General features: G+C 48.9%; 18 protein-coding genes. 14 read left to right on the top strand and 4 right to left on the bottom strand.

From position 1 onward, the window contains the following. Window positions 1-157: 157 nt before the first annotated feature. Window positions 158-1,342 (bottom strand): glycoside hydrolase family 130 protein, encoded by a 1,185-nt coding sequence (locus BLV50_RS17775; protein WP_090809165.1) that lies wholly within the window; start codon window positions 1,340-1,342, stop codon window positions 158-160. Between the two features lie 2 nt (window positions 1,343-1,344). Beyond that, complete coding sequence (locus BLV50_RS17770; RefSeq protein ID WP_090809163.1) at window positions 1,345-2,526, bottom strand: AGE family epimerase/isomerase; 1,182 nt, start codon at window positions 2,524-2,526, stop codon at window positions 1,345-1,347. Window positions 2,527-2,749: 223 nt separating this feature from the next. On the opposite strand from BLV50_RS17770, the gene BLV50_RS17765 reads away from it, so the two are divergent. The 5 genes from BLV50_RS17765 (at window position 2,750) to BLV50_RS17745 (ending at window position 8,152) form a co-directional block, all read left to right on the top strand. Next, a complete protein-coding gene (locus tag BLV50_RS17765; RefSeq protein WP_063567577.1) occupies window positions 2,750-4,063 on the top strand; it encodes an ABC transporter substrate-binding protein in 1,314 nt (437 codons plus the stop codon). A gap of 248 nt (window positions 4,064-4,311) precedes the next feature. After that, window positions 4,312-5,199, top strand: a complete 888-nt coding sequence (locus tag BLV50_RS17760) for a carbohydrate ABC transporter permease (protein WP_072733955.1) — start codon at window positions 4,312-4,314, stop codon at window positions 5,197-5,199. Further along, the gene (locus tag BLV50_RS17755; protein WP_063567578.1) at window positions 5,196-6,035 is read left to right on the top strand and encodes a carbohydrate ABC transporter permease; all 840 of its coding nucleotides are present in this window, start codon (window positions 5,196-5,198) and stop codon (window positions 6,033-6,035) included. Before BLV50_RS17760 ends, BLV50_RS17755 begins: the two co-directional genes overlap by 4 nt. A gap of 22 nt (window positions 6,036-6,057) precedes the next feature. Further along, on the top strand, window positions 6,058-7,095 hold the full coding sequence (locus BLV50_RS17750; RefSeq protein ID WP_072733776.1) for a glycoside hydrolase family 130 protein: 1,038 nt from the start codon (window positions 6,058-6,060) through the stop codon (window positions 7,093-7,095). Between the two features lie 115 nt (window positions 7,096-7,210). Beyond that, window positions 7,211-8,152 (top strand): glycoside hydrolase family 113, encoded by a 942-nt coding sequence (locus tag BLV50_RS17745; protein WP_090809436.1) that lies wholly within the window; start codon window positions 7,211-7,213, stop codon window positions 8,150-8,152. Between the two features lie 212 nt (window positions 8,153-8,364). Here BLV50_RS17745 and BLV50_RS17740 read toward each other — a convergent pair whose 3' ends face one another. Then, window positions 8,365-8,946 carry an NAD(P)H-dependent oxidoreductase gene (locus tag BLV50_RS17740; RefSeq protein WP_090809161.1) on the bottom strand — a complete coding sequence of 194 codons (582 nt, stop codon included), beginning with the start codon at window positions 8,944-8,946 and terminating at the stop codon, window positions 8,365-8,367. Between the two features lie 207 nt (window positions 8,947-9,153). Next, entirely contained in the window at window positions 9,154-9,765 is a 612-nt protein-coding gene (locus BLV50_RS17735) for a TetR/AcrR family transcriptional regulator (protein ID WP_063567581.1), read from the bottom strand. Between the two features lie 164 nt (window positions 9,766-9,929). Here BLV50_RS17735 and BLV50_RS17730 point away from each other — a divergent pair, with 164 nt between their 5' ends. The 9 genes from BLV50_RS17730 to BLV50_RS17695 all read left to right on the top strand — a co-directional run bounded on the left by BLV50_RS17730 (window position 9,930) and on the right by BLV50_RS17695 (window position 17,577). After that, window positions 9,930-10,961: a phosphotransferase family protein gene (locus tag BLV50_RS17730; RefSeq protein ID WP_143038135.1), complete on the top strand. Its 1,032-nt coding sequence runs from the start codon at window positions 9,930-9,932 to the stop codon at window positions 10,959-10,961. A 27-nt stretch (window positions 10,962-10,988) separates the two neighbouring features. After that, window positions 10,989-11,987 carry a glycosyltransferase gene (locus BLV50_RS17725; RefSeq protein ID WP_090809159.1) on the top strand — a complete coding sequence of 333 codons (999 nt, stop codon included), beginning with the start codon at window positions 10,989-10,991 and terminating at the stop codon, window positions 11,985-11,987. A 53-nt stretch (window positions 11,988-12,040) separates the two neighbouring features. Beyond that, the gene (locus tag BLV50_RS17720) at window positions 12,041-12,325 is read left to right on the top strand and encodes a hypothetical protein (RefSeq protein ID WP_063567583.1); all 285 of its coding nucleotides are present in this window, start codon (window positions 12,041-12,043) and stop codon (window positions 12,323-12,325) included. A 111-nt stretch (window positions 12,326-12,436) separates the two neighbouring features. Then, window positions 12,437-12,598: a hypothetical protein gene (locus BLV50_RS32810; protein WP_162842465.1), complete on the top strand. Its 162-nt coding sequence runs from the start codon at window positions 12,437-12,439 to the stop codon at window positions 12,596-12,598. Between the two features lie 98 nt (window positions 12,599-12,696). Beyond that, window positions 12,697-14,631 (top strand): ribosomal protection-like ABC-F family protein, encoded by a 1,935-nt coding sequence (abc-f, locus tag BLV50_RS17715; protein WP_090809156.1) that lies wholly within the window; start codon window positions 12,697-12,699, stop codon window positions 14,629-14,631. A 413-nt stretch (window positions 14,632-15,044) separates the two neighbouring features. Continuing rightward, window positions 15,045-15,512 (top strand): hypothetical protein, encoded by a 468-nt coding sequence (locus tag BLV50_RS17710; RefSeq protein ID WP_090809431.1) that lies wholly within the window; start codon window positions 15,045-15,047, stop codon window positions 15,510-15,512. Further along, entirely contained in the window at window positions 15,512-15,787 is a 276-nt protein-coding gene (locus BLV50_RS17705; protein ID WP_090809154.1) for a hypothetical protein, read from the top strand. Before BLV50_RS17710 ends, BLV50_RS17705 begins: the two co-directional genes overlap by 1 nt. Before the next feature lie 6 nt (window positions 15,788-15,793). After that, window positions 15,794-17,191, top strand: coding sequence for a glutathionylspermidine synthase family protein (locus tag BLV50_RS17700; RefSeq protein ID WP_090809153.1), 1,398 nt, complete (start codon window positions 15,794-15,796; stop codon window positions 17,189-17,191). Further along, entirely contained in the window at window positions 17,173-17,577 is a 405-nt protein-coding gene (locus BLV50_RS17695; protein ID WP_090809151.1) for a DUF350 domain-containing protein, read from the top strand. Before BLV50_RS17700 ends, BLV50_RS17695 begins: the two co-directional genes overlap by 19 nt. Window positions 17,578-17,629 lie beyond the last annotated feature (52 nt).

The raw sequence follows: 17,629 nt of genomic DNA, 5'->3' as shown, positions 1-17,629 counted from the left end.
CGTACAATGTGCTGTCATTATGGTTAGCGCTTCCTTCAAACATAACAACAATCCATATTAGTATACATCGTTACCCACATGGAATAAAGAAATTCTGGTTAGCGCTGCGCTAATTTTTCAGCATGCCACATTTTCCGTTGAAGGCTGATCTTCAGTTTTAAACCATTTGCTTTTGGAGAAGCTTCTCATTCCGCTCAATCAGGTCACCGCGCTGGTTGGCACAATCCAGGGAACGATAAGGATCAGATGGGGTATTGAAGGTGTAATCGACCAGTTTATCCAGCGTCGTTGTGGCCACATGACAGCGGGTATCGCTGGATGCGTAATAAATGAAGACCTCACCCTGTTCGTTGACCACCGCACCATTGCAGAAAATAACATTGGACACATCGCCTACGCGCTCGTCGTCATATGGAGCAATGAAGTGTCCGCCCGGCTTGGCGATGATGCGTGCCGGATCATTCAGATCCGTGGCGAACGTGTACAGCACATAGCGAAGACCCGCCGCCGTGTTGCGCACCCCGTGGGCAATGTGAATCCAGCCGCGATCCGTTTTGAGCGGAGCAGGGCCTTGACCATTTTTCACTTCGTATACGGTATGGTATTTCCGTTCATCGATGATTGTCTCTTCCTCAATTACTGGATTCAGAATATCATCGCACAGACCAAAGGCAATCCCGCCGCCGCTGCCTGTGGAGATGAATCCGTCCTGTGGCCGTGTATAGAACGCATATTTACCATTTACAAATTCGGGGTGCAATACAACATTTCGCTGTTGAGGAGAGTTGGTCGTGATGTTGGGCAGACGCTCCCAGTTGAGCAGATCGCGTGTCCGGACAAGTCCTGCCTGGGCTACGGCACTGGATGTATCAAATGCTGGTGCTTCAGGGTCTTTGCGCTCCGAGCAGTAAATACCATAGATCCAGCCATCTTCATGCTGAACCAATCGCATATCATATTGGTTGGTTTCGTCGGCATCGATATCTTCCCACACTAAGGGTTTGCCTGTGAAGCGAAATCCGTCGATGCCGTTATCACTCTCAGCTAGAGCGAAGATGGATTTACGGTCCAATCCTTCGGTTCGGATGACCATCACGTATTTGCCATTGAAATAGATGGCCCCCGGATTAAGCGTAGCGTTAATGCCCAGACGCTCCATGAAGTGGGGGTTCGTCGTTTCGTCCAGATCAAATCTCCAGTGCAGCGGTACATGATGGCGTGTGATTACCGGATAACGGTACCGATCATATACGCCATTGTAGAAGGAAGAGTCAATTTCATTTTGGCGCGTAAGCAGCTGCTCCTGTTGCTCCAATAATTCATTGTATTTGGGGTGTATCATCGTTATCCCATCCTCTCAATTAGTTCAATGCAGAATCGGCTATTGTGATATGGGCATTTCCACGGTCCGGCGATTTCGCTTTGATCCGGTGTGCCGTTCCCGTCTACCGACCAGTACCATTCCCCGCCAGCGCGGTGATCGATAATGTGTTCCTTCGTATATGTCCACAAGCGTTCTACTCTCTCCAAAAACAAACGGTCACCTGTACGCTCATAGGCGTTGTAGAAGCCGACCATCGCCTCGGCCTGAACCCACCATATCCGTTTCTCATCCACACGGTCACCCTCTTGTTCATTCATCAGGGAGCCATCGGCCTGTACAGCCACATTGGAAATGTTATAGGCAATATCCGTAACCATCGCAGAATACTCCGGGTGTTGATCCAGACGCAGCACTTTCAACGTTTCGTCGATCAGCCAGCTGGCTTCAATGTCATGCCCGAATGAGCGTAGATCGATGATGGAGTCCCAATCCTTGTTGAAAAATACCCCGAGAAACTTCGTGTCTTTGTCATACACCCGTTCATATAAGATGCCGAGCAAGCGTTCCAGCGCCGTCTTCACCTGCTGATCTGGCCACACTCGGTAGAGCGTGGTATAGGCCTCCAACACGTGAATATGCGTATTCATCGTGTAATCCGCGATCACACCATTCTCGCTCAGCATTTCATTGGGCTGTTCATTCCAGAAGCGATCAAATTGTTCCTTGTATGCAGGTAATTCGGCATTCAGCCCTTGATCCTCTATCAGGGCAAAAAGCGTTTTCGCAAGTTCCAAAGCAGATGCATCCCCAGTGGCACGATAGTACTCACTCAGTGAGTAGACGCCGAAGGATTGCGTATATACATGCTTGCTCGTGTCCATTGGTTCTCCTTTGGCATCCGCCATCCAGTACATGCCGCCATACTCCGTATCTATCACATGGTCCACAAGAAAACGGTAAGCATGTTCAGCGTGATCACGCCAGATTTCATTTCCGGTTACCCGGTAGGCTGCTGCAAAAGACCATAATTGTCGTGCCGTGGCGATTCCGCCCTTGGGAGCGAGTGGATCGACCTGAAGGTCATTACCGACCCAGCCGTAGAATCCGCCGTTGTTATGATCTTTGAGGGCAGACCAAAATGGCAGAATATGACCTTCCCAGTGTTCTTTTATTTCAGTTTTGGTGTCATTGGTGTGAGTCATAAGTGAGCGCTCCTTCAAAGTACAGGATTCAATTGATATTTAAGTTAACGTTAACTTTATTTATTAATATTAGTGTCGGGAAAATACGTTGTCAACGAATCTTGTGATAAAAACTTTTGCTAAGTAATAAATAATTTAATTGACAGGTAAACACTGCCATAATAAAATTCATTTTGTAACCTTAACGATAACTTAAATTAACTTAGAAAAGGGGTAGAACCAAATGAGAAAAAACAAAGGCTGGATGCTTCTGCTTACCATGCTGCTCATCACTTCTCTGCTCGCAGCTTGCTCTTCCGGGGGTGGATCTCCACAGGCAGGAGAGGAAATCAGTACAGATCCTGCGGATATTAAGGGTGAAATCACCGTTCTCACGCAGCGTACAGATATTGTTGATAGCGTATTCAAAGATTACGCCGCGGAGTTCAATAAGGAATACCCGGATGTCAAAGTAAACTTCCAGGCACTGGCCGATTATGAGGGACAAGTGAAGATTCGTATGAGTACCAAAGATTATGGTGACGTGCTGATGATCCCCACCAGCGTACCGATTGCCGACATTCCGGACTTTTTTGAACCACTAGGCACGTACGATGAGCTGAAAGAGAAGTACACAGGCATCGAAGAACGTATGGTGGACGGTCAGATATATGGAATTCCAACCGTTATCACGTTCTCTGGCATCATCTATAACAAGCAGGTGTTCAAGGACGCTGGCATTGCGGAAGTTCCCAAAACGCCTGAGCAGTTCCAGGCTGCACTGCAATTGGTGAAAGACAATACGGACGCAGTTCCATTGTACACCAACTATGCCTCCGGCTGGGCTTTGACACAATGGGAAGCAGATCTGCCGACGGTTGCAGGCAGTGTGGACTACGTAAACATTGACCAACCGAACACGGATGAAAACTTTGTGGCTGGCAAGCCGCACTATGAATTGTACAAAGTGCTTTACGACGCAGCCAAGAATGGCCTGATTGAGAAAGATCCGACCACAACCGACTGGGAAAGCTCCAAGGCTGATCTGGCGAATGGGAAAATTGCAACGATGGCGCTTGGATCTTGGGCGATTACCCAAATTCAAGGCTTGACGGATACACCGGATAATATCGGATTCTTGCCATTTCCTACGAATGCAAGTGATGTTGTCGTTCCACTCGCAGCAGACTATAACATCGGCATGAACGTGAACAGTGAGAACAAACCTGCTGCGAAAGCCTGGATTGACTGGTTCCTGGCGAAATCGAATTACGCGGTTGAGCAAGGCGGGGGTATGAGCGCAGACAAAAATGCGGAATTGCCACCGATTTTGGATCAATACAAAGACGTTACATTCTCCACACTGACTCCTGCCAAAGAAGGACAGGAAGGTCTGGTTGACAAAATCGACAACGAAGGCGAGATTGGCCTCTGGCAGCCTGACTTCAAGAAACGCATTATCGAAGCTGCCATCGGTAATCGCAGCGAATCGTACGACGACATCATGAAGGATCTGAATGATAAATGGGTTAAAGCGCGGACAGAACTGGCGAAATAAGCAGATTGCGGGGATTCATCGATCTGTAAAGGCGCTACCTGTTGGCCGACCACCGCTGAAATACAGCGAGGCACCACGCCTTGGCTGAGGGGAGAGGGTCTCCCCTTTTCCCACGGCATTTTGCATCTGGATGCAGCATATCGGATGTGAAATGCCACCTTCGGTGGTTGATTATCCAGCCGGATTTGTTCATTGGACGGGAGTCTTTCGATATAAAAGCGGCAGAACCGCTTGGAGGTGTGGAGAGCATGAAATACTTGAAGATTTCGAATTGGGGCTATTCAGCGCAACGCATATTTATCATCTGTGCCTTCTCGATCATTCCGCTGGCACTGCTGTTCACGTTTGCTTATTTGCCTGTCATTAATATGTTCAAATACAGCTTCACCGATTGGAACGGATATAGCAAAAGGTTCGACTATGTGGGGTTTGAGAACTACTCGCGGATATTCAGTGACCCTGAGTATTTTAAAGTGTTTATTGTCAGTTTGTATTATTTTGTGGCTACCTTCGTACAAATGGGTCTGGCCCTCTACTTTGCAACGATTCTAAGCTTCAAAATCCGCGGCAAAAACTTTTTCAAAGGCATATTGTTCTTCCCCTATCTGCTGAATGGCGTAGCCATCGGATTTATCTTCCTCTTTTTCTTCAAACCGGACGGGACCCTCGATACACTTATGCAGGCAGTCGGTCTTGGGCAGTACACCCAGCTCTGGCTTGGGAATCCGAACATTATTAACGTGTCGCTCGCAGGCGCATCGGTATGGAGATACATGGGCTTTAACTTCATCATCTTCCTGGGTGCGATCTCTTCCATTCAAAAAGATGTCTATGAAGCATCAGATATTGACGGGGCTAATCGCTGGCAGCAGTTCCGCCATATCATCCTGCCGAGTATCACACGCATCCTGCAGCTCAACCTGATTTTGGCGATTAGCGGCGCAATCAGTGCGTTCGATATTCCATACATTATGACAGACGGTTCCAATGGCAGTGAGACATTTGTGATTCAGACCGTTCACTTGGCATTTAAATACGGCAAGCTGGGCTTGGCATCGGCAATGGCTGTTGTGCTGTTGTTTATTGTCATTCTTGTTACGCTGGTTCAGCGTGTCACCATGAAAGGGGAGGAATGAACGTGCAACCATTCAAATATACCCTTGCGAGCATATTTAAATATGCTTCACTCATTCTCGCAGCGTTCATTGCGCTTGTACCCATCGTTGTGGTGCTGTTTGCATCGCTCAAAACCAATGCAGAATATGCGACCAGCAGTCCGCTGGCCCCACCAGCCAACTGGCTGAACTTTGCGAACTATACCAAGGCTTTTGTGGACGGCAACATGCTGGTCGGTTTCAAAAATACGATTATCATCCTGATCATCTCCATCGTGGGTGCCACTTTAACGGGTTCCATGATCGCGTATGTGCTGGATCGTTTTAAATTCAAAGGCAAGAAAATTATGGTCGCCGCGTTTCTGCTCGCTACCCTCATTCCGAGTGTGACGACGCAGGTCGCCACATTCCAGATCATCAACGCGCTCGACCTGTTCAATACCAGATGGGCAGCCATTGTGATGTACCTTGGTACAGATATCATCGCGGTATATATCTTCCTGCAATTCCTGGGTTCCATCTCGAATGCATTGGATGAATCCGCCATGCTGGACGGCGCTTCCTACTTCACAATTTATTGGAGAATCATTCTGCCACTTCTGAAACCGGCGATTGTAACGGTCATTATCGTGAAGGGTGTCAACATCTACAATGACTTTTACACACCATTCCTGTACATGCCCAAGACAGACTTGCAGGTCATATCCACGGCTCTTTTCAAATTCAAGGGACCGTTCGGATCACAGTGGGAGGTCATCAGCGCAGGTATCATGATCGCCATCATTCCAACGATGATCATCTTCCTACTGCTACAGAAGTACATCTACAACGGCTTCGCACAAGGCTCCGTTAAATAAAAACGAAGGGAGAAATGAAACGATGACAGTTGTTGATACGAAAAACGTACACATTGTTGGGGATGCATTGCCGAATATGCCTTGGGAGGATAAACCGGAGGGAACGGAAGGTCCTGTATGGAGACACTCCGCCAACCCGATTGTGCCGCGTAACCCGGTCAAGGGAGTTGCCCGTATTTTCAACAGTGCGGTGATTCCTTATGAGGGGAAATTCATCGGAGTATTCCGCGCAGAAACCATTAATGGACGTCCACACCTGCACATGGGATCCAGTGAGGATGGCCTGAAGTGGAATATTGAAGAACAACGAATAACTTTTGTGGACGAGAACGGCGATTCCTTCATGCCGAACTATGCATACGACCCGCGTCTGGTGAAAGTGGAAGATACGTATTACATCATCTGGTGTACCGATTTCTACGGTGCAGCGCTGGGCTTGGCGAAGACGGAAGATTTCAAAACGTTTGTACGTCTCGAAAATCCGATGCTTCCGTTCAACCGCAATGGCGTGTTGTTTCCACGCAAAATCAATGATAACTATGTGATGTTGTCCAGACCAAGCGACAGCGGACATACGCCGTTCGGGGACATTTTTCTGAGCGAAAGTCCGGATCTCGTGTACTGGGGCAAGCACCGTCATGTCATGAGCAAAGGCGGTCAAGGCTGGTGGCAATCGGTCAAAATTGGCGGCGGTCCGGCACCGATTGAAACGTCCGAAGGCTGGCTGATGTTCTACCACGGCGTAACCGGAACGTGCAATGGTTTTGTTTATAGTATGGGCGCAGTCATTCTGGATCTGGATGAGCCATCCAAAGTGAAATATCGTTCCTCCAACTTCGTACTGACCCCGGAAAAATGGTATGAGGAGCAAGGCTTTGTGGACAATGTCGTCTTCCCATGCGCCACATTGCATGATGCAGAGACAGGACGGATTGCCATCTATTATGGTGCAGCCGACACATACGTTGGAGTGGCTTATACCACTGTCGAAGAGATTGTGAACTACGTTATCGAGACCGACGAAGTCATTGCCGGAGACCGTGAGGAAGGCAAATTATAATTGAAGTGAAACAATTTTAAATAAAGCTGATGGTACTGCAATCGTAGTTGGACGTGTATACATTCGGTCATTCATTTTACATTAATTGAAAAAGGGGCATTGCGGAATAATGCATATGGAATACATCAAGGGATTTACATTTGGCTGGATGAGTGGTAGGGGAGACTTCCGCAAGCCGGAAGCGAAAGAATCCTTGCGTCTGATGGCTGAACGCACTGGTAGTTCGCATGTTATTTTTGCACTGGCGGCACATCAGGATCGTCCGCAGGCTGTAGAGGTCAAATATGAGGGTGAACATATGGTGGAAGACGATGAATTGGTGGATATGATACGTTATGCCCGCACACTGGGACTGCGGGTCATTCTGAAACCAACCGTCAATTGCACCGATGGCACATGGCGTGCACACATTAACTTCTTTGATATCGATGTGCCGTGTGAGCCGAAATGGAAAGACTGGTTCCGCAGTTATACCGTGTATCAGAAGCATTATGCAGCCATTGCAGAACGAGAGAAATGCGAGATGTTCATCGTGGGCTGTGAGATGGTGCAGTCTGAGCGTCGGAGCGAGGAATGGCGCGAGGTCATCGCGGGAGTGCGTGAAGTGTATTCCGGGCTAGTATCCTACAACACCGACAAGTATCAGGAAGGGCAAGTGAAATGGTGGGATGCCGTGGACGTCATCTCGTCCAGCGGGTACTATCCCATCGGAGATTGGGAAGCGCAATTGGATCGGATTGAACAGGCCATTGCACCTTATGGTAAACCCTTTTTCTTCGCAGAAGCGGGCTGCCCTAGCCGCAGTGGATCGGCACAGGTGCCGAACGACTGGGGATTGAAAGGTGAAGTGAATGCGGAGGAGCAGGAGCAGTTCTATGAAGCCATGTTCCGTCATGGAAGTAAGCGGGACTGGGTACGAGGCTTTGGTCTGTGGGACTGGAGCGCAAATCTGCATCAGGAGCAAGATGCCTTGAGTGATGATGGATACGGAGTTTATGGTAAACCAGCCGAGAAGGTCATTCGTCGGTTCTATGAAGGCATTGCATTGGAAGCTTAGTCTGTCTTGGAGTTGAGTTATCCCATCTACTTGAATAGCGTTTATATATGGACAAAGATACTGCTGTGCTTATGCACGCAGTATCTTTTTTGGTTAAGTTTAATTTCTTTCTATTAAATGTAAATAGTCTCGAATATAAATTGTTAGAAGAATATATTGTTTAATTTAGTGATAACATTATATGAAAATCCCTTCAAGAACGAGTTGTTTTTTTACCCCAATTTCTGTCCAAGCTGCTCAATTTTCTCCAGCCATTTCTTTCTCTGTTCCTCGGACTGTTTGCCGACCAGATCTACAGGTGTTATGCGCACAGGTTTGATGCCTGTCAGAGCAAAGGTGGAGATCTTCATCATTTTGTGTGCAGGTTCACCCTGGAACCATTTGTAGTACCAGTTCGGACCATCCATGGTGGTGATCATGCGTGCGGTGCGACCTTTAAGCAGTTGATCAGGGAAAGGTTTTCCTTTTTGATACTTGAAGGCATAGCCTGGCATAAAGATTCGATCAATGAACCCTTTTAACAGGGCAGGGGGGCCTCCCCACCAAATCGGAAACACCCATACGAGATGCTCTGCCCATTTAATCGCCTCTTGGGCTTCCAGCAAGTCGGGTTCAAGCGGAAGTTTATTGCGGTATCCACCGGCTAAATTCATGTTGAAATCCAACTCATTTAGGGTGATCATACGAACCTCGGCACCTGCCTGCACAGCGCCTTTACGATAAGCTTCGGCGATTGCGCCATTGTAACTTGGGGAGACGGGGTTGCCTTGAATAATTAATATTTTCTTCATAATGATGACACGTCCTGACTATTTTAGTTAATGAACACTAACCTCATGTGCAAAAAGAAAAGGTCACGAATGACCTGGTAAATATTCAGGAACCTCCTGAAAGTCAGTTGAAGCCGGCGCTTCTAATTTAAAAGAATGTTTTTACACAGGAGCACTGTGCGATCAGATGCATCTCTTGATCGCCGACAGACCGGAACGATCTTCGCAAAGCTATTCCGCCCGCTTCTGCCCCATATCATTTGCCCCCTGGCCCAACATCGACACAAGGCGGTGAACGGTTTCTCCGGTGTATGGAACAAGCAGCTCTGGCAGTTCACCTTGCATACTGGATACGGCCAGGCGCGTAATAGCACCAATGACCAGAACGGCCGTGAGCCGTGAATCCTGAGCGGGCAGCTCACCTCGCATAATTCCCTGATTGATTAGATCAATCAACGCATCCAGCGGTTGGCGGTAATCCTCACTGCTTCCAGCTTCAATGAAAATCTCATGATTTTGTGAAATCAGCAGCAGTCCGTAGGGATCTTCATCATGCAGGTGGAGAACTTCGGTAATCAGTTGTCGGAAGCGTTCCAGCACCGGGCCCTCCTGGCGAACATACCCGTCAATCAGGGCGGTATAGTCCGCACAATATTGGGTGAAAGCCTCAAGGGCAACGGCATCTTTGTTTTTAAAATGTTTGTAGATCGCCGCATCCGTTACTCCGGCGGCGTCACCGATCTCTTTGACGGAAATGCCGTCAACGCCTTTGGTTGCAAACAAGCGCATTGCCGCTTGTAGGATGTCTTTCTTTTTGCTGTCGACATGAGGTTTGTTCTTCATGATTGTATAGTAAGTGATTACTAACTAAATTGCAACTACCATTTCAGAATCTCTTATTTAACGCTAGGAAAAGTGCTTTCGCTCAAAGCTTGCAGGCTTATGAACGGCAACGTATGATGGATAGAAATAATAACGGATAGACGGGCAAAGGAGCTTGGACAGAAGTGGGGCTGCAAAGCAAACATCAGCGGCACCAGCTCCAAGCCTGGGGAATGAAATGGAAGGTGAATGGCGTGAATGAAGACGTGCAGGCGCATCGCTGGGTGACTCCCGAAGGGACGTTGAATGAACAATATATAACAAGCCGGAAACGGCTCTACAAAGGCATGAATGGCAAGTATGTGGAGCGTTTCACTGTTCATACCGGGGAAAGTTATATTTTCAAACCGCTTACCAATCCTGCGCAATATGGGCGCGAACAGTGGATGTCCAGGCATGTGCTGTCTGTATTGCCGCCTATATATCCAGCGCTAATTGCTGCATCAGACCGTGAAATTAACGCGGAACAGAGCTGGATTATTTATGAGGATCTGGGCGAACTGGTGCATGATTCGCGGGAAGAGACGTTGCTGGCTGCTGCTGCACATATGGCGGAATGGCACACGTTATCTGTTGCAGATTGGGCTGAGCTGCCCCGGGTGGGTCAGAAACCGCCAATCCGGGACATGCTGGATGATCTGCTTGGGCAAAAGGAATCCACCGCTGATTTGTTGTCCAAACTGGAGATCACGCTGTCACCATCGGATTGGCACAACATCGCCGTGCTAATCCATAAGGCAGAGGAGGAGTTACCTCGTGTTTTGTGTCACGGAGATCTGCATCCCGGCAACATGGCGGATGTGAATGGCAGGCTGGTGATTATCGATTGGGAGCATGCGCATCTGAATACGGCTCTCTGGGACGTGTATCATCTGGTGGATCTATCGCATCCGCTGTTCCCGAGAACCGTTACGCCTGAGCTGCGGGAGCGGATTATCGATGTTTATCTGGACGGGCTGGAGCGCCATAGCGTTCAGGTTGAACGGGTTTCTTTTAAAAAGTGGTACCGCGCATATGCCATTGTATTCTCGCTCTGGATGCTGCGTCTGATTGATGGGGATCTAAGAAGTGCAGACTGTGTATGGCCGGAGGAACAGCTGCGGAACCAGTGGCACGAGACGGCAATGACGCTGAAACAGTGCATGAAGCAGTGTTGAAGGGAATAGAAATGAGGGGTGCAGAACATGCGTAAAGTAGGACTCGTAATGCGTAAAATTCAATTCTCGGAGGCACAGGGCCCGCGCGTATTTGCGGATCGGTTGAAGCAGATCGGGCTAGAGCTGGGCGTGGAAATTGTGTTCATCTCGCCGGAGCGCCATGTCAGCGGGTATGACTGGTTACCGGGTTATGAGCATGAGAAAGGCGACCTGGTGAACTATGATATCGTATTAGACCAGATATATAGCCAAAATATAGAGCATGTCATCTACACCGTATCCGGGTTTACGTTTTTGAAGATGTTTTTACCGAAGAGTGTGTTGTTCCCACACAGTTTTCCCGACCCGGCGCTGACGGGGTATGAGATGATGAAGCCATTTTATACGATGGTGGATAAAGCAATTGTGCAGACGGAGTTTTTGAAAACAGAACTGGGCCGGAATTTCGGTGTACATGACGTGAACGTCATCCCGATCGGCTTCAACGAAGAGCTCGCAAACCGCCACTACGACCCGAGTCAGGTTGTGCATAATCGTGTGCTCTGGATTGGTCGGGATGAAGCAAATCGTCGCCCGGATCTGGTGCTGGAATACGCCCGGCAGAACCCGGACAAGGAAGTATACATGGTATTCGGCGGTCGCCGCTATGAGGAAAGCATGAAGAAATACAACATTCCGGACAATGTAAAATTGCAATTTGCGCTGACACAGGATGAAGTATTTACCCTGATGAACTCGTCCAAGGTGTATTGGAGCTGTTCGGCCTTTGATACGTTTGCGATGCCGCTGACTGAAGCCATGGCGATGGGCAAAATGGTTGTGAAGCCGGAGCATGCCTGCTATGGTCACATTCGATCAACGCATGCCTTTGCAGGCAATGAGGATAACTGGTTTGAACTGGTGAACATGGCTGCTGCTGCACCGCGCAGTGTGTCGGAAGACAACCGTGAGTATGCCTTTGGTGCTTTTTCGCGCACGATCATGAAAGAGGGATACCGGGAGTTCTTTGCCAACTGGTTGAAGTAATGAGAGGTCTGTAGCGAAGGCTCTAACCATTCAGCAAGAAGGAGGAGAACCTTATGGAAGTACTCATCCTGTGGACGCTTGGCATGTGGGCTGTGCAGCTGCTGATCGAATGGCTTATCTATCGGTTGCAGGGACGTCGAATGACCGGTGTTCAATATATACTGCCATGTGTGGCCTTGCTCGGCGGAGCCGTTGTGATCATGATTAGCATTGAGATTGGCGGGTGGAACGGTATCGGTTATGCCTTGCTTGGTGCATCGCTGGGTGCAGCGGGAATGTTGACACTAATTACGGTGGCGATTACGGATGTAGTGTTTCGGCGTCGGAGACGGAATTAATCGGAGGGTTAGCTGCTGTACAGTAAGAGTGAATTGGACGATAGGGCGGTTGCAGGAATGCATTCGTCTGTGATATATTGACATTAATTATGACAAGGGAGGTGAAGACAGGTGAATCACGAGATGCTTAACAACCGTATTAGCCAGCTGCCGATTGCTATGGCTGGCATTGTTCATACTTTTCTGACCAACGGGAGAAGTCTGTCCAATTTTGAATATACGGAAATTAACATTTGCGAGAAGATGCCTGCCTTGACCTCATTCGGACGATAAGCGATATTGCTTGAATTCTGAAGGGCCGCGGAGCTAACCTCCTGCGGCTCTTTTTGTGTTGCGGTCAGGATCTTCCAATCCATAGGAGGAACCTTATTATGATGATTATTAGCGCGCAACAACTGACTCAATACCACGGAGCACATCTGGTGCTGGACGGCATTACGTTTGAAATTATGGAGGGCGACAAGGTCGCCCTGATCGGCCGCAACGGCAGCGGTAAAACGACATTGATGCGTCTGATGGCACGACTGAACCAGCCGGATGAAGGACAATTGATGATCAAGAAGGATACACGTATCGGTTACGTGGCTCAGGTGCCGGAGGGAATGGATAATTACACGGTGCTAGATGTGCTGAGTCTTGGATTCAGGGAGCTTATGGCGTGCCGGAGTGAAATGAAGGATATGGAGCAGCAGATGTCCGATCCGGACTGTGCATCCGATCCGAACCAATTGGAGCGACTGTTGAAGCGGTACGCGGCCTTGCAGGATCAGTTCGAGCGCGAGGGTGGATATGAAATGGATGCCCGGATCGATCAGGTGGCGGACGGTCTGGATATTGCGAAGGAGCATTACGGATGGCGTTTTGGTTCGTTGTCTGGTGGTGAACAGACCCGGGTTGTGCTGGCTTCACAGCTAATTGTAAGGCCTGATCTGTTATTGCTGGATGAGCCGACCAACCACCTTGATCTGGAGCGGGTGGAATGGCTGGAAGGATTTTTGCGTGACTACACAGGTACGATAATTCTGATCTCACATGATCGCTACTTTTTGGACCGTGTAGCATCCCGGACGTTAGAACTGGAGGATGGAGAAGCGCAGACGTCAGCTGGTGGTTATACGGAATATATGAAAGTGAAGGAACAACGACTGATGCAGCAATTCGAGGAGTTCAAAGAGCAGCAGAAGGTGATTAAAAAAATGAAAGAAACGATCCGCCAACTGGAAGAATGGGGCCGAGTCGGGGGTAATGAAAAGTTCTTCCGGCGTGCAGCTTCGATGCGTAAAGCAATCGAACGGATGGAACAGGTGAAACGCCCGGTACTGGAGCGGCGTAACGCCGACTTCGATGTACGCCCTACAGACCGTACGGGAAAACGAGTGGCCGTTATGGAACAGGTCGAAAAGGCTTATGGAGAACGTCCAATTCTGCGCGGTGTATCAGGATTGCTCGAATATGGCGACAAAATTGCCCTTATTGGACGCAATGGTTCAGGCAAAACAACGTTGTTCAAGCTGTTGCTGGGCGAGGAACAACCCAGTGCAGGCAACCTGGAGTGGGGTGCACGTGTAGATGTTGGCTATCTGGCCCAGCAGGAGGAGCCTTCCAATCCGAAGCTGAATGTGTTGGAGTACTTCCGTCTGGAAGCGGGCGTGGAAGAAGGAGAAGCACGCGGCATTTTGGCCCGATATCTATTCTATGGAGCAGATGTATTTCGCTCGGTAGGACAGTTATCCGGTGGGGAATGGACACGGCTAAGGCTGGCTCTGCTGGTTCAGCGCAAGCCGAATGTGCTTCTGCTGGATGAACCGACCAACCATCTGGATATCGCTTCAAGGGAAGCGCTCGAAGAGTCGCTTGTTGATTTCGAAGGCACGGTGCTTGCCATCTCGCATGACCGCTACTTCGTCAATCGACTTGCTTCCCGCGTGTGGGAACTGGAGAATGGGCGGATGACCGCTTATCTGGGAGACTATGAAGCCTATCGCGAGAAGAAGCTTGATCTGCAAATCCGCGCAGCCGCGGCAAATCAGCATATAGCAGTTGTTGCCACTCCATCACGTGGGAGTTCAAAACCGAAACAGGAGACGAAGTCCGGTAGCACGCTTAATACAACGGCCACTTCCAAAAAGCTGTCCGCTGAACAATTGGAGCAGAGATTGGCCCGTCTTGAAGGGCAAATCCAGGAGATGGATCGTCAGCTTGAATCCTTGCAGGATAATCCAAACGAGCTGGAGCAAGTGTGGAACGAACGCGAGCAATTGTCTGGTGAATACAATGATATGTTGGCCCAGTGGGCAGAGCTGTGAGACAGGTCAGATTACGGAACTTATCTTGAAATAGATCTTGAAATAGATGAAGAAGGAAAGAAGGCCGGAGGGAGATCTCTGGCCTTTTTGATTTTCAAAGTTAGCTTTATAACGGGATGATATCCGAGGTAATTAGCTGGTAAAATTGTGTATCGCCACAATCTTATCTTTACTAGCATTTTGCATAATTCGATTCTTATTGTTCGCGGGCAAAAGATCTAGACGAATAGATTCATTTCGATCTATATCTTGCTGATTGAAAACCACTCTTGGGATTTATGCAAAATGCTTTTTTACATGTCATCGGGAATAGTGTAACTTTTTTCCTTCTCATGCGTTAAATACGTTTGTGTGTATTGAAACGGCTCCTCTTAGAGCTCACAGAAAGGCAGGTTATCGATATTTATTATTCATTGACTTATCGGAACTGGTCGGATGACCGGCAGGTGGAGACGGGCGTACTGGAGCAGGTATCAGGTACTCGCGATGAGCTTTTCATGCGCAAGCTGGTCGATGCTACCCTGATGAAAAATAAGCTCTGGGCGCATCTGTCCAATGAATGCGAGGATCGTCGGGAGCATGCAGTTTACGTGACCGAGTATGACAATCAAAAACCTGCGGAATACGGTACAGCGATTGCGGACGCTGCACTGGCAATGTGTAAAATGTCCTCCATGTACAGTGCGGAATACATGCTGTGGAATGGGTGTGCATTTCAGGAATTGGACTTGGCAGAATCCTCCTCGTACACGATGGAGCTTGCCGAGCAACTACTGGACCATTACATGGTCCGGGGCGGTACGACCTATGAATTTGTGTATTCCGTGCTGGATGCGGATCGCAAGAAAGTGTTGTTTTTTATGAAGGAGGTAGATTTGTAATGGACGAAAATCCCAAACCCAAGCCTGGATCACGCGCCAAGCTGGTTGCCTTCTCGCTAATGCTTGCGTTTCCAGCCGTATTATCCGGTTGTAGCAGCAATAGCGACGAGTGTGACCCGGAATACGATACCGGATGTGAATATGACTCCAGCAGTGGGCACTATTATTACGGTGGCGGATCGTCCTATCGGAGCAACAAGGACAGCAGCTCCTACAGCAAATCCAGTTCAAAATCGAGCGGCTTTGGCAGCTTCTTCCGCAGTTCGGGAGGTTAGAACCTGATGAGGCATATCTACCAACTGCCGTTCAGTCATGAAGAAGTATTCAGGGGCGAAGCAGGGCAGCAGGTTCCCTACCATCGCATGTATGGCAAGCAATATTGTGTGCCTGCATTGACGGTTTATTCCCCTGCGGAGATGCAGGAATTGCGTGCAGCAGTTGAGGCTGTAGACGGGATTTATTGCAAGGTGATGCGTTTTATTCAGCAATATATGCCCGACTCTTTCCTGGAGCAGCAGTTGGGCATTCATCCCGGCCTTATTCCGGCGGCTCGTATGGAGATGGTGACAGGCGGGATTACTCGGCAGGACTGGATTATTGGGGAAGCTGGACCTAAATGTATCGAAAATAACACGGATACCCCAACCGGCATACCTGAAGCAGCTGCATTGGAAGGTATTTTGGTGGGGATGGTTGAAAAAACATCGCTCCATGCTCCGTCCAAAGGAATGGATGAATGTATCCGGGAATGCTTTCACCGCTGGCTGGATGCTTACGCACAGCAGGGTTTGCTGGGCCCGGTGACCTTTACTTCATTTGGAGAGCATGTGGAGGATCGGACCAATACGGAGTATCTGATGAAGCTGTGCCAGGAGGCGGGGTATGAAACGTTCTACGCTCCACTGGAGGAGTTGGAGATTATTCCAGGGAAGGCGCTCTACCATCATGGACGCGAGATCAACCTGTTGTACCGGCTCTATCCCCTGGAATATCTAATCGATGATCGAGATGAAACGACCGGCGTGGACATCGGCGCAGCACTGCTTGAATTGGTTCAGGATGGCCGCCTGGGCCTGATGAATCCTGCACAGCATGTGCTGATGCAGAGCAAGGGTTTCATGGCGGCGATCTGGTCACTCTATGAACGCAATGAACAAACCATGGAATATTGCGGGTTTCGGCTGTTTGATGATGCAGAGTTAGCGGCGATTTCGCGTTATCTGCTACCGACTTATTTCGAAGCTGGACCTTTCGAATGGAGCGCAATGCCTTATGTGGCTAAAAGCTATTGGGGCCGCGAAGGTCGAGGCACATCGTTGCTGGGTGAGGGATCGGATCATCATGCGGGCCAAACGGCTGCTTCTCATAAGTTGCACGCCCCGATGAACTCCAACACAACAGACGAACTGCAAGAAGATGAGGAGATCGCAGCCTATTATAATAATCAGCCTAAAATATATCAGCAGCTGGTACCGATGGAACAGGCCGTGATTCAGACAGAGGATGGCGAATACAGCGGTTATTTGCTGACAGGAGTGTTTGTCATCGGTGGACGTTTTGCCGGTGTGCTGCCCCGGATCGGGGAGAAGGTAACCGGAGATATGGCCTATTATTGTGCGGCTGTGGTCAATGAACGGATGGATGACGAGGAGGAGAAGGAATGGACAATTTGGGATTGAACCTGCTGAATGTAGCGGTAGGTGTAGGCATTCTGCTGGTAGTATTGGTATGTGGGTATTTCGCTTTTAGCCAATTGACCCGGTATAAAGATAGCGAGGAAATCGCGAAAGGTAACGAGGCGGCAGGCATGTATATGGGCAGCAAATTGCTGGGCCTGTGTATCATTGTGGGCATGGTGTCCTTCTCCACGCATTCATGGCTGGATATGCTGCTCTGGTCGGCGCTTGGAATCATTATTTTGTGTCTGGTCTATATTATATTTGACTTCCTGATTCCCAAGATGCGGGTCTGTGACGAAATCGCAAGAGGCAATATGGCGGTAGCACAGCTGCTGCGTTCCATTATCATCGGCGTTTCCATCGTCATCGGTACGTTTTTGATGTAAAATAAACCCTAGTGTTTATTTGGAATGAATATCAATTCAACGAAGAAGGAGC

It is taken from the genome of Paenibacillus sp. 276b (assembly GCF_900107875.1).
Lineage (GTDB): Bacteria > Bacillota > Bacilli > Paenibacillales > Paenibacillaceae > Paenibacillus > Paenibacillus marchantiae.
This window is presented reverse-complemented; position numbering and strand designations above follow the sequence as displayed.

Excerpts from the sequence above, each read along its gene's own strand:
- BLV50_RS17770 (WP_090809163.1), bottom strand. The coding sequence starts at position 2,526 with ATGACTCACACCAATGACACCAAAACTGAAATAAAAGAACACTGGGAA.
- BLV50_RS17760 (WP_072733955.1), top strand. The coding sequence starts at position 4,312 with ATGAAATACTTGAAGATTTCGAATTGGGGCTATTCAGCGCAACGCATA.
- BLV50_RS17750 (WP_072733776.1), top strand. The coding sequence starts at position 6,058 with ATGACAGTTGTTGATACGAAAAACGTACACATTGTTGGGGATGCATTG.
- abc-f (WP_090809156.1), top strand. The coding sequence starts at position 12,697 with ATGATGATTATTAGCGCGCAACAACTGACTCAATACCACGGAGCACAT.
- BLV50_RS17705 (WP_090809154.1), top strand. The coding sequence starts at position 15,512 with ATGGACGAAAATCCCAAACCCAAGCCTGGATCACGCGCCAAGCTGGTT.
- BLV50_RS17695 (WP_090809151.1), top strand. The coding sequence starts at position 17,173 with ATGGACAATTTGGGATTGAACCTGCTGAATGTAGCGGTAGGTGTAGGC.
- BLV50_RS17720 (WP_063567583.1), top strand. The coding sequence starts at position 12,041 with ATGGAAGTACTCATCCTGTGGACGCTTGGCATGTGGGCTGTGCAGCTG.
- BLV50_RS17725 (WP_090809159.1), top strand. The coding sequence starts at position 10,989 with ATGCGTAAAGTAGGACTCGTAATGCGTAAAATTCAATTCTCGGAGGCA.
- BLV50_RS17755 (WP_063567578.1), top strand. The coding sequence starts at position 5,196 with ATGAACGTGCAACCATTCAAATATACCCTTGCGAGCATATTTAAATAT.
- BLV50_RS17735 (WP_063567581.1), bottom strand. The coding sequence starts at position 9,765 with ATGAAGAACAAACCTCATGTCGACAGCAAAAAGAAAGACATCCTACAA.
- BLV50_RS17765 (WP_063567577.1), top strand. The coding sequence starts at position 2,750 with ATGAGAAAAAACAAAGGCTGGATGCTTCTGCTTACCATGCTGCTCATC.
- BLV50_RS17745 (WP_090809436.1), top strand. The coding sequence starts at position 7,211 with ATGGAATACATCAAGGGATTTACATTTGGCTGGATGAGTGGTAGGGGA.
- BLV50_RS17700 (WP_090809153.1), top strand. The coding sequence starts at position 15,794 with ATGAGGCATATCTACCAACTGCCGTTCAGTCATGAAGAAGTATTCAGG.
- BLV50_RS17775 (WP_090809165.1), bottom strand. The coding sequence starts at position 1,342 with ATGATACACCCCAAATACAATGAATTATTGGAGCAACAGGAGCAGCTG.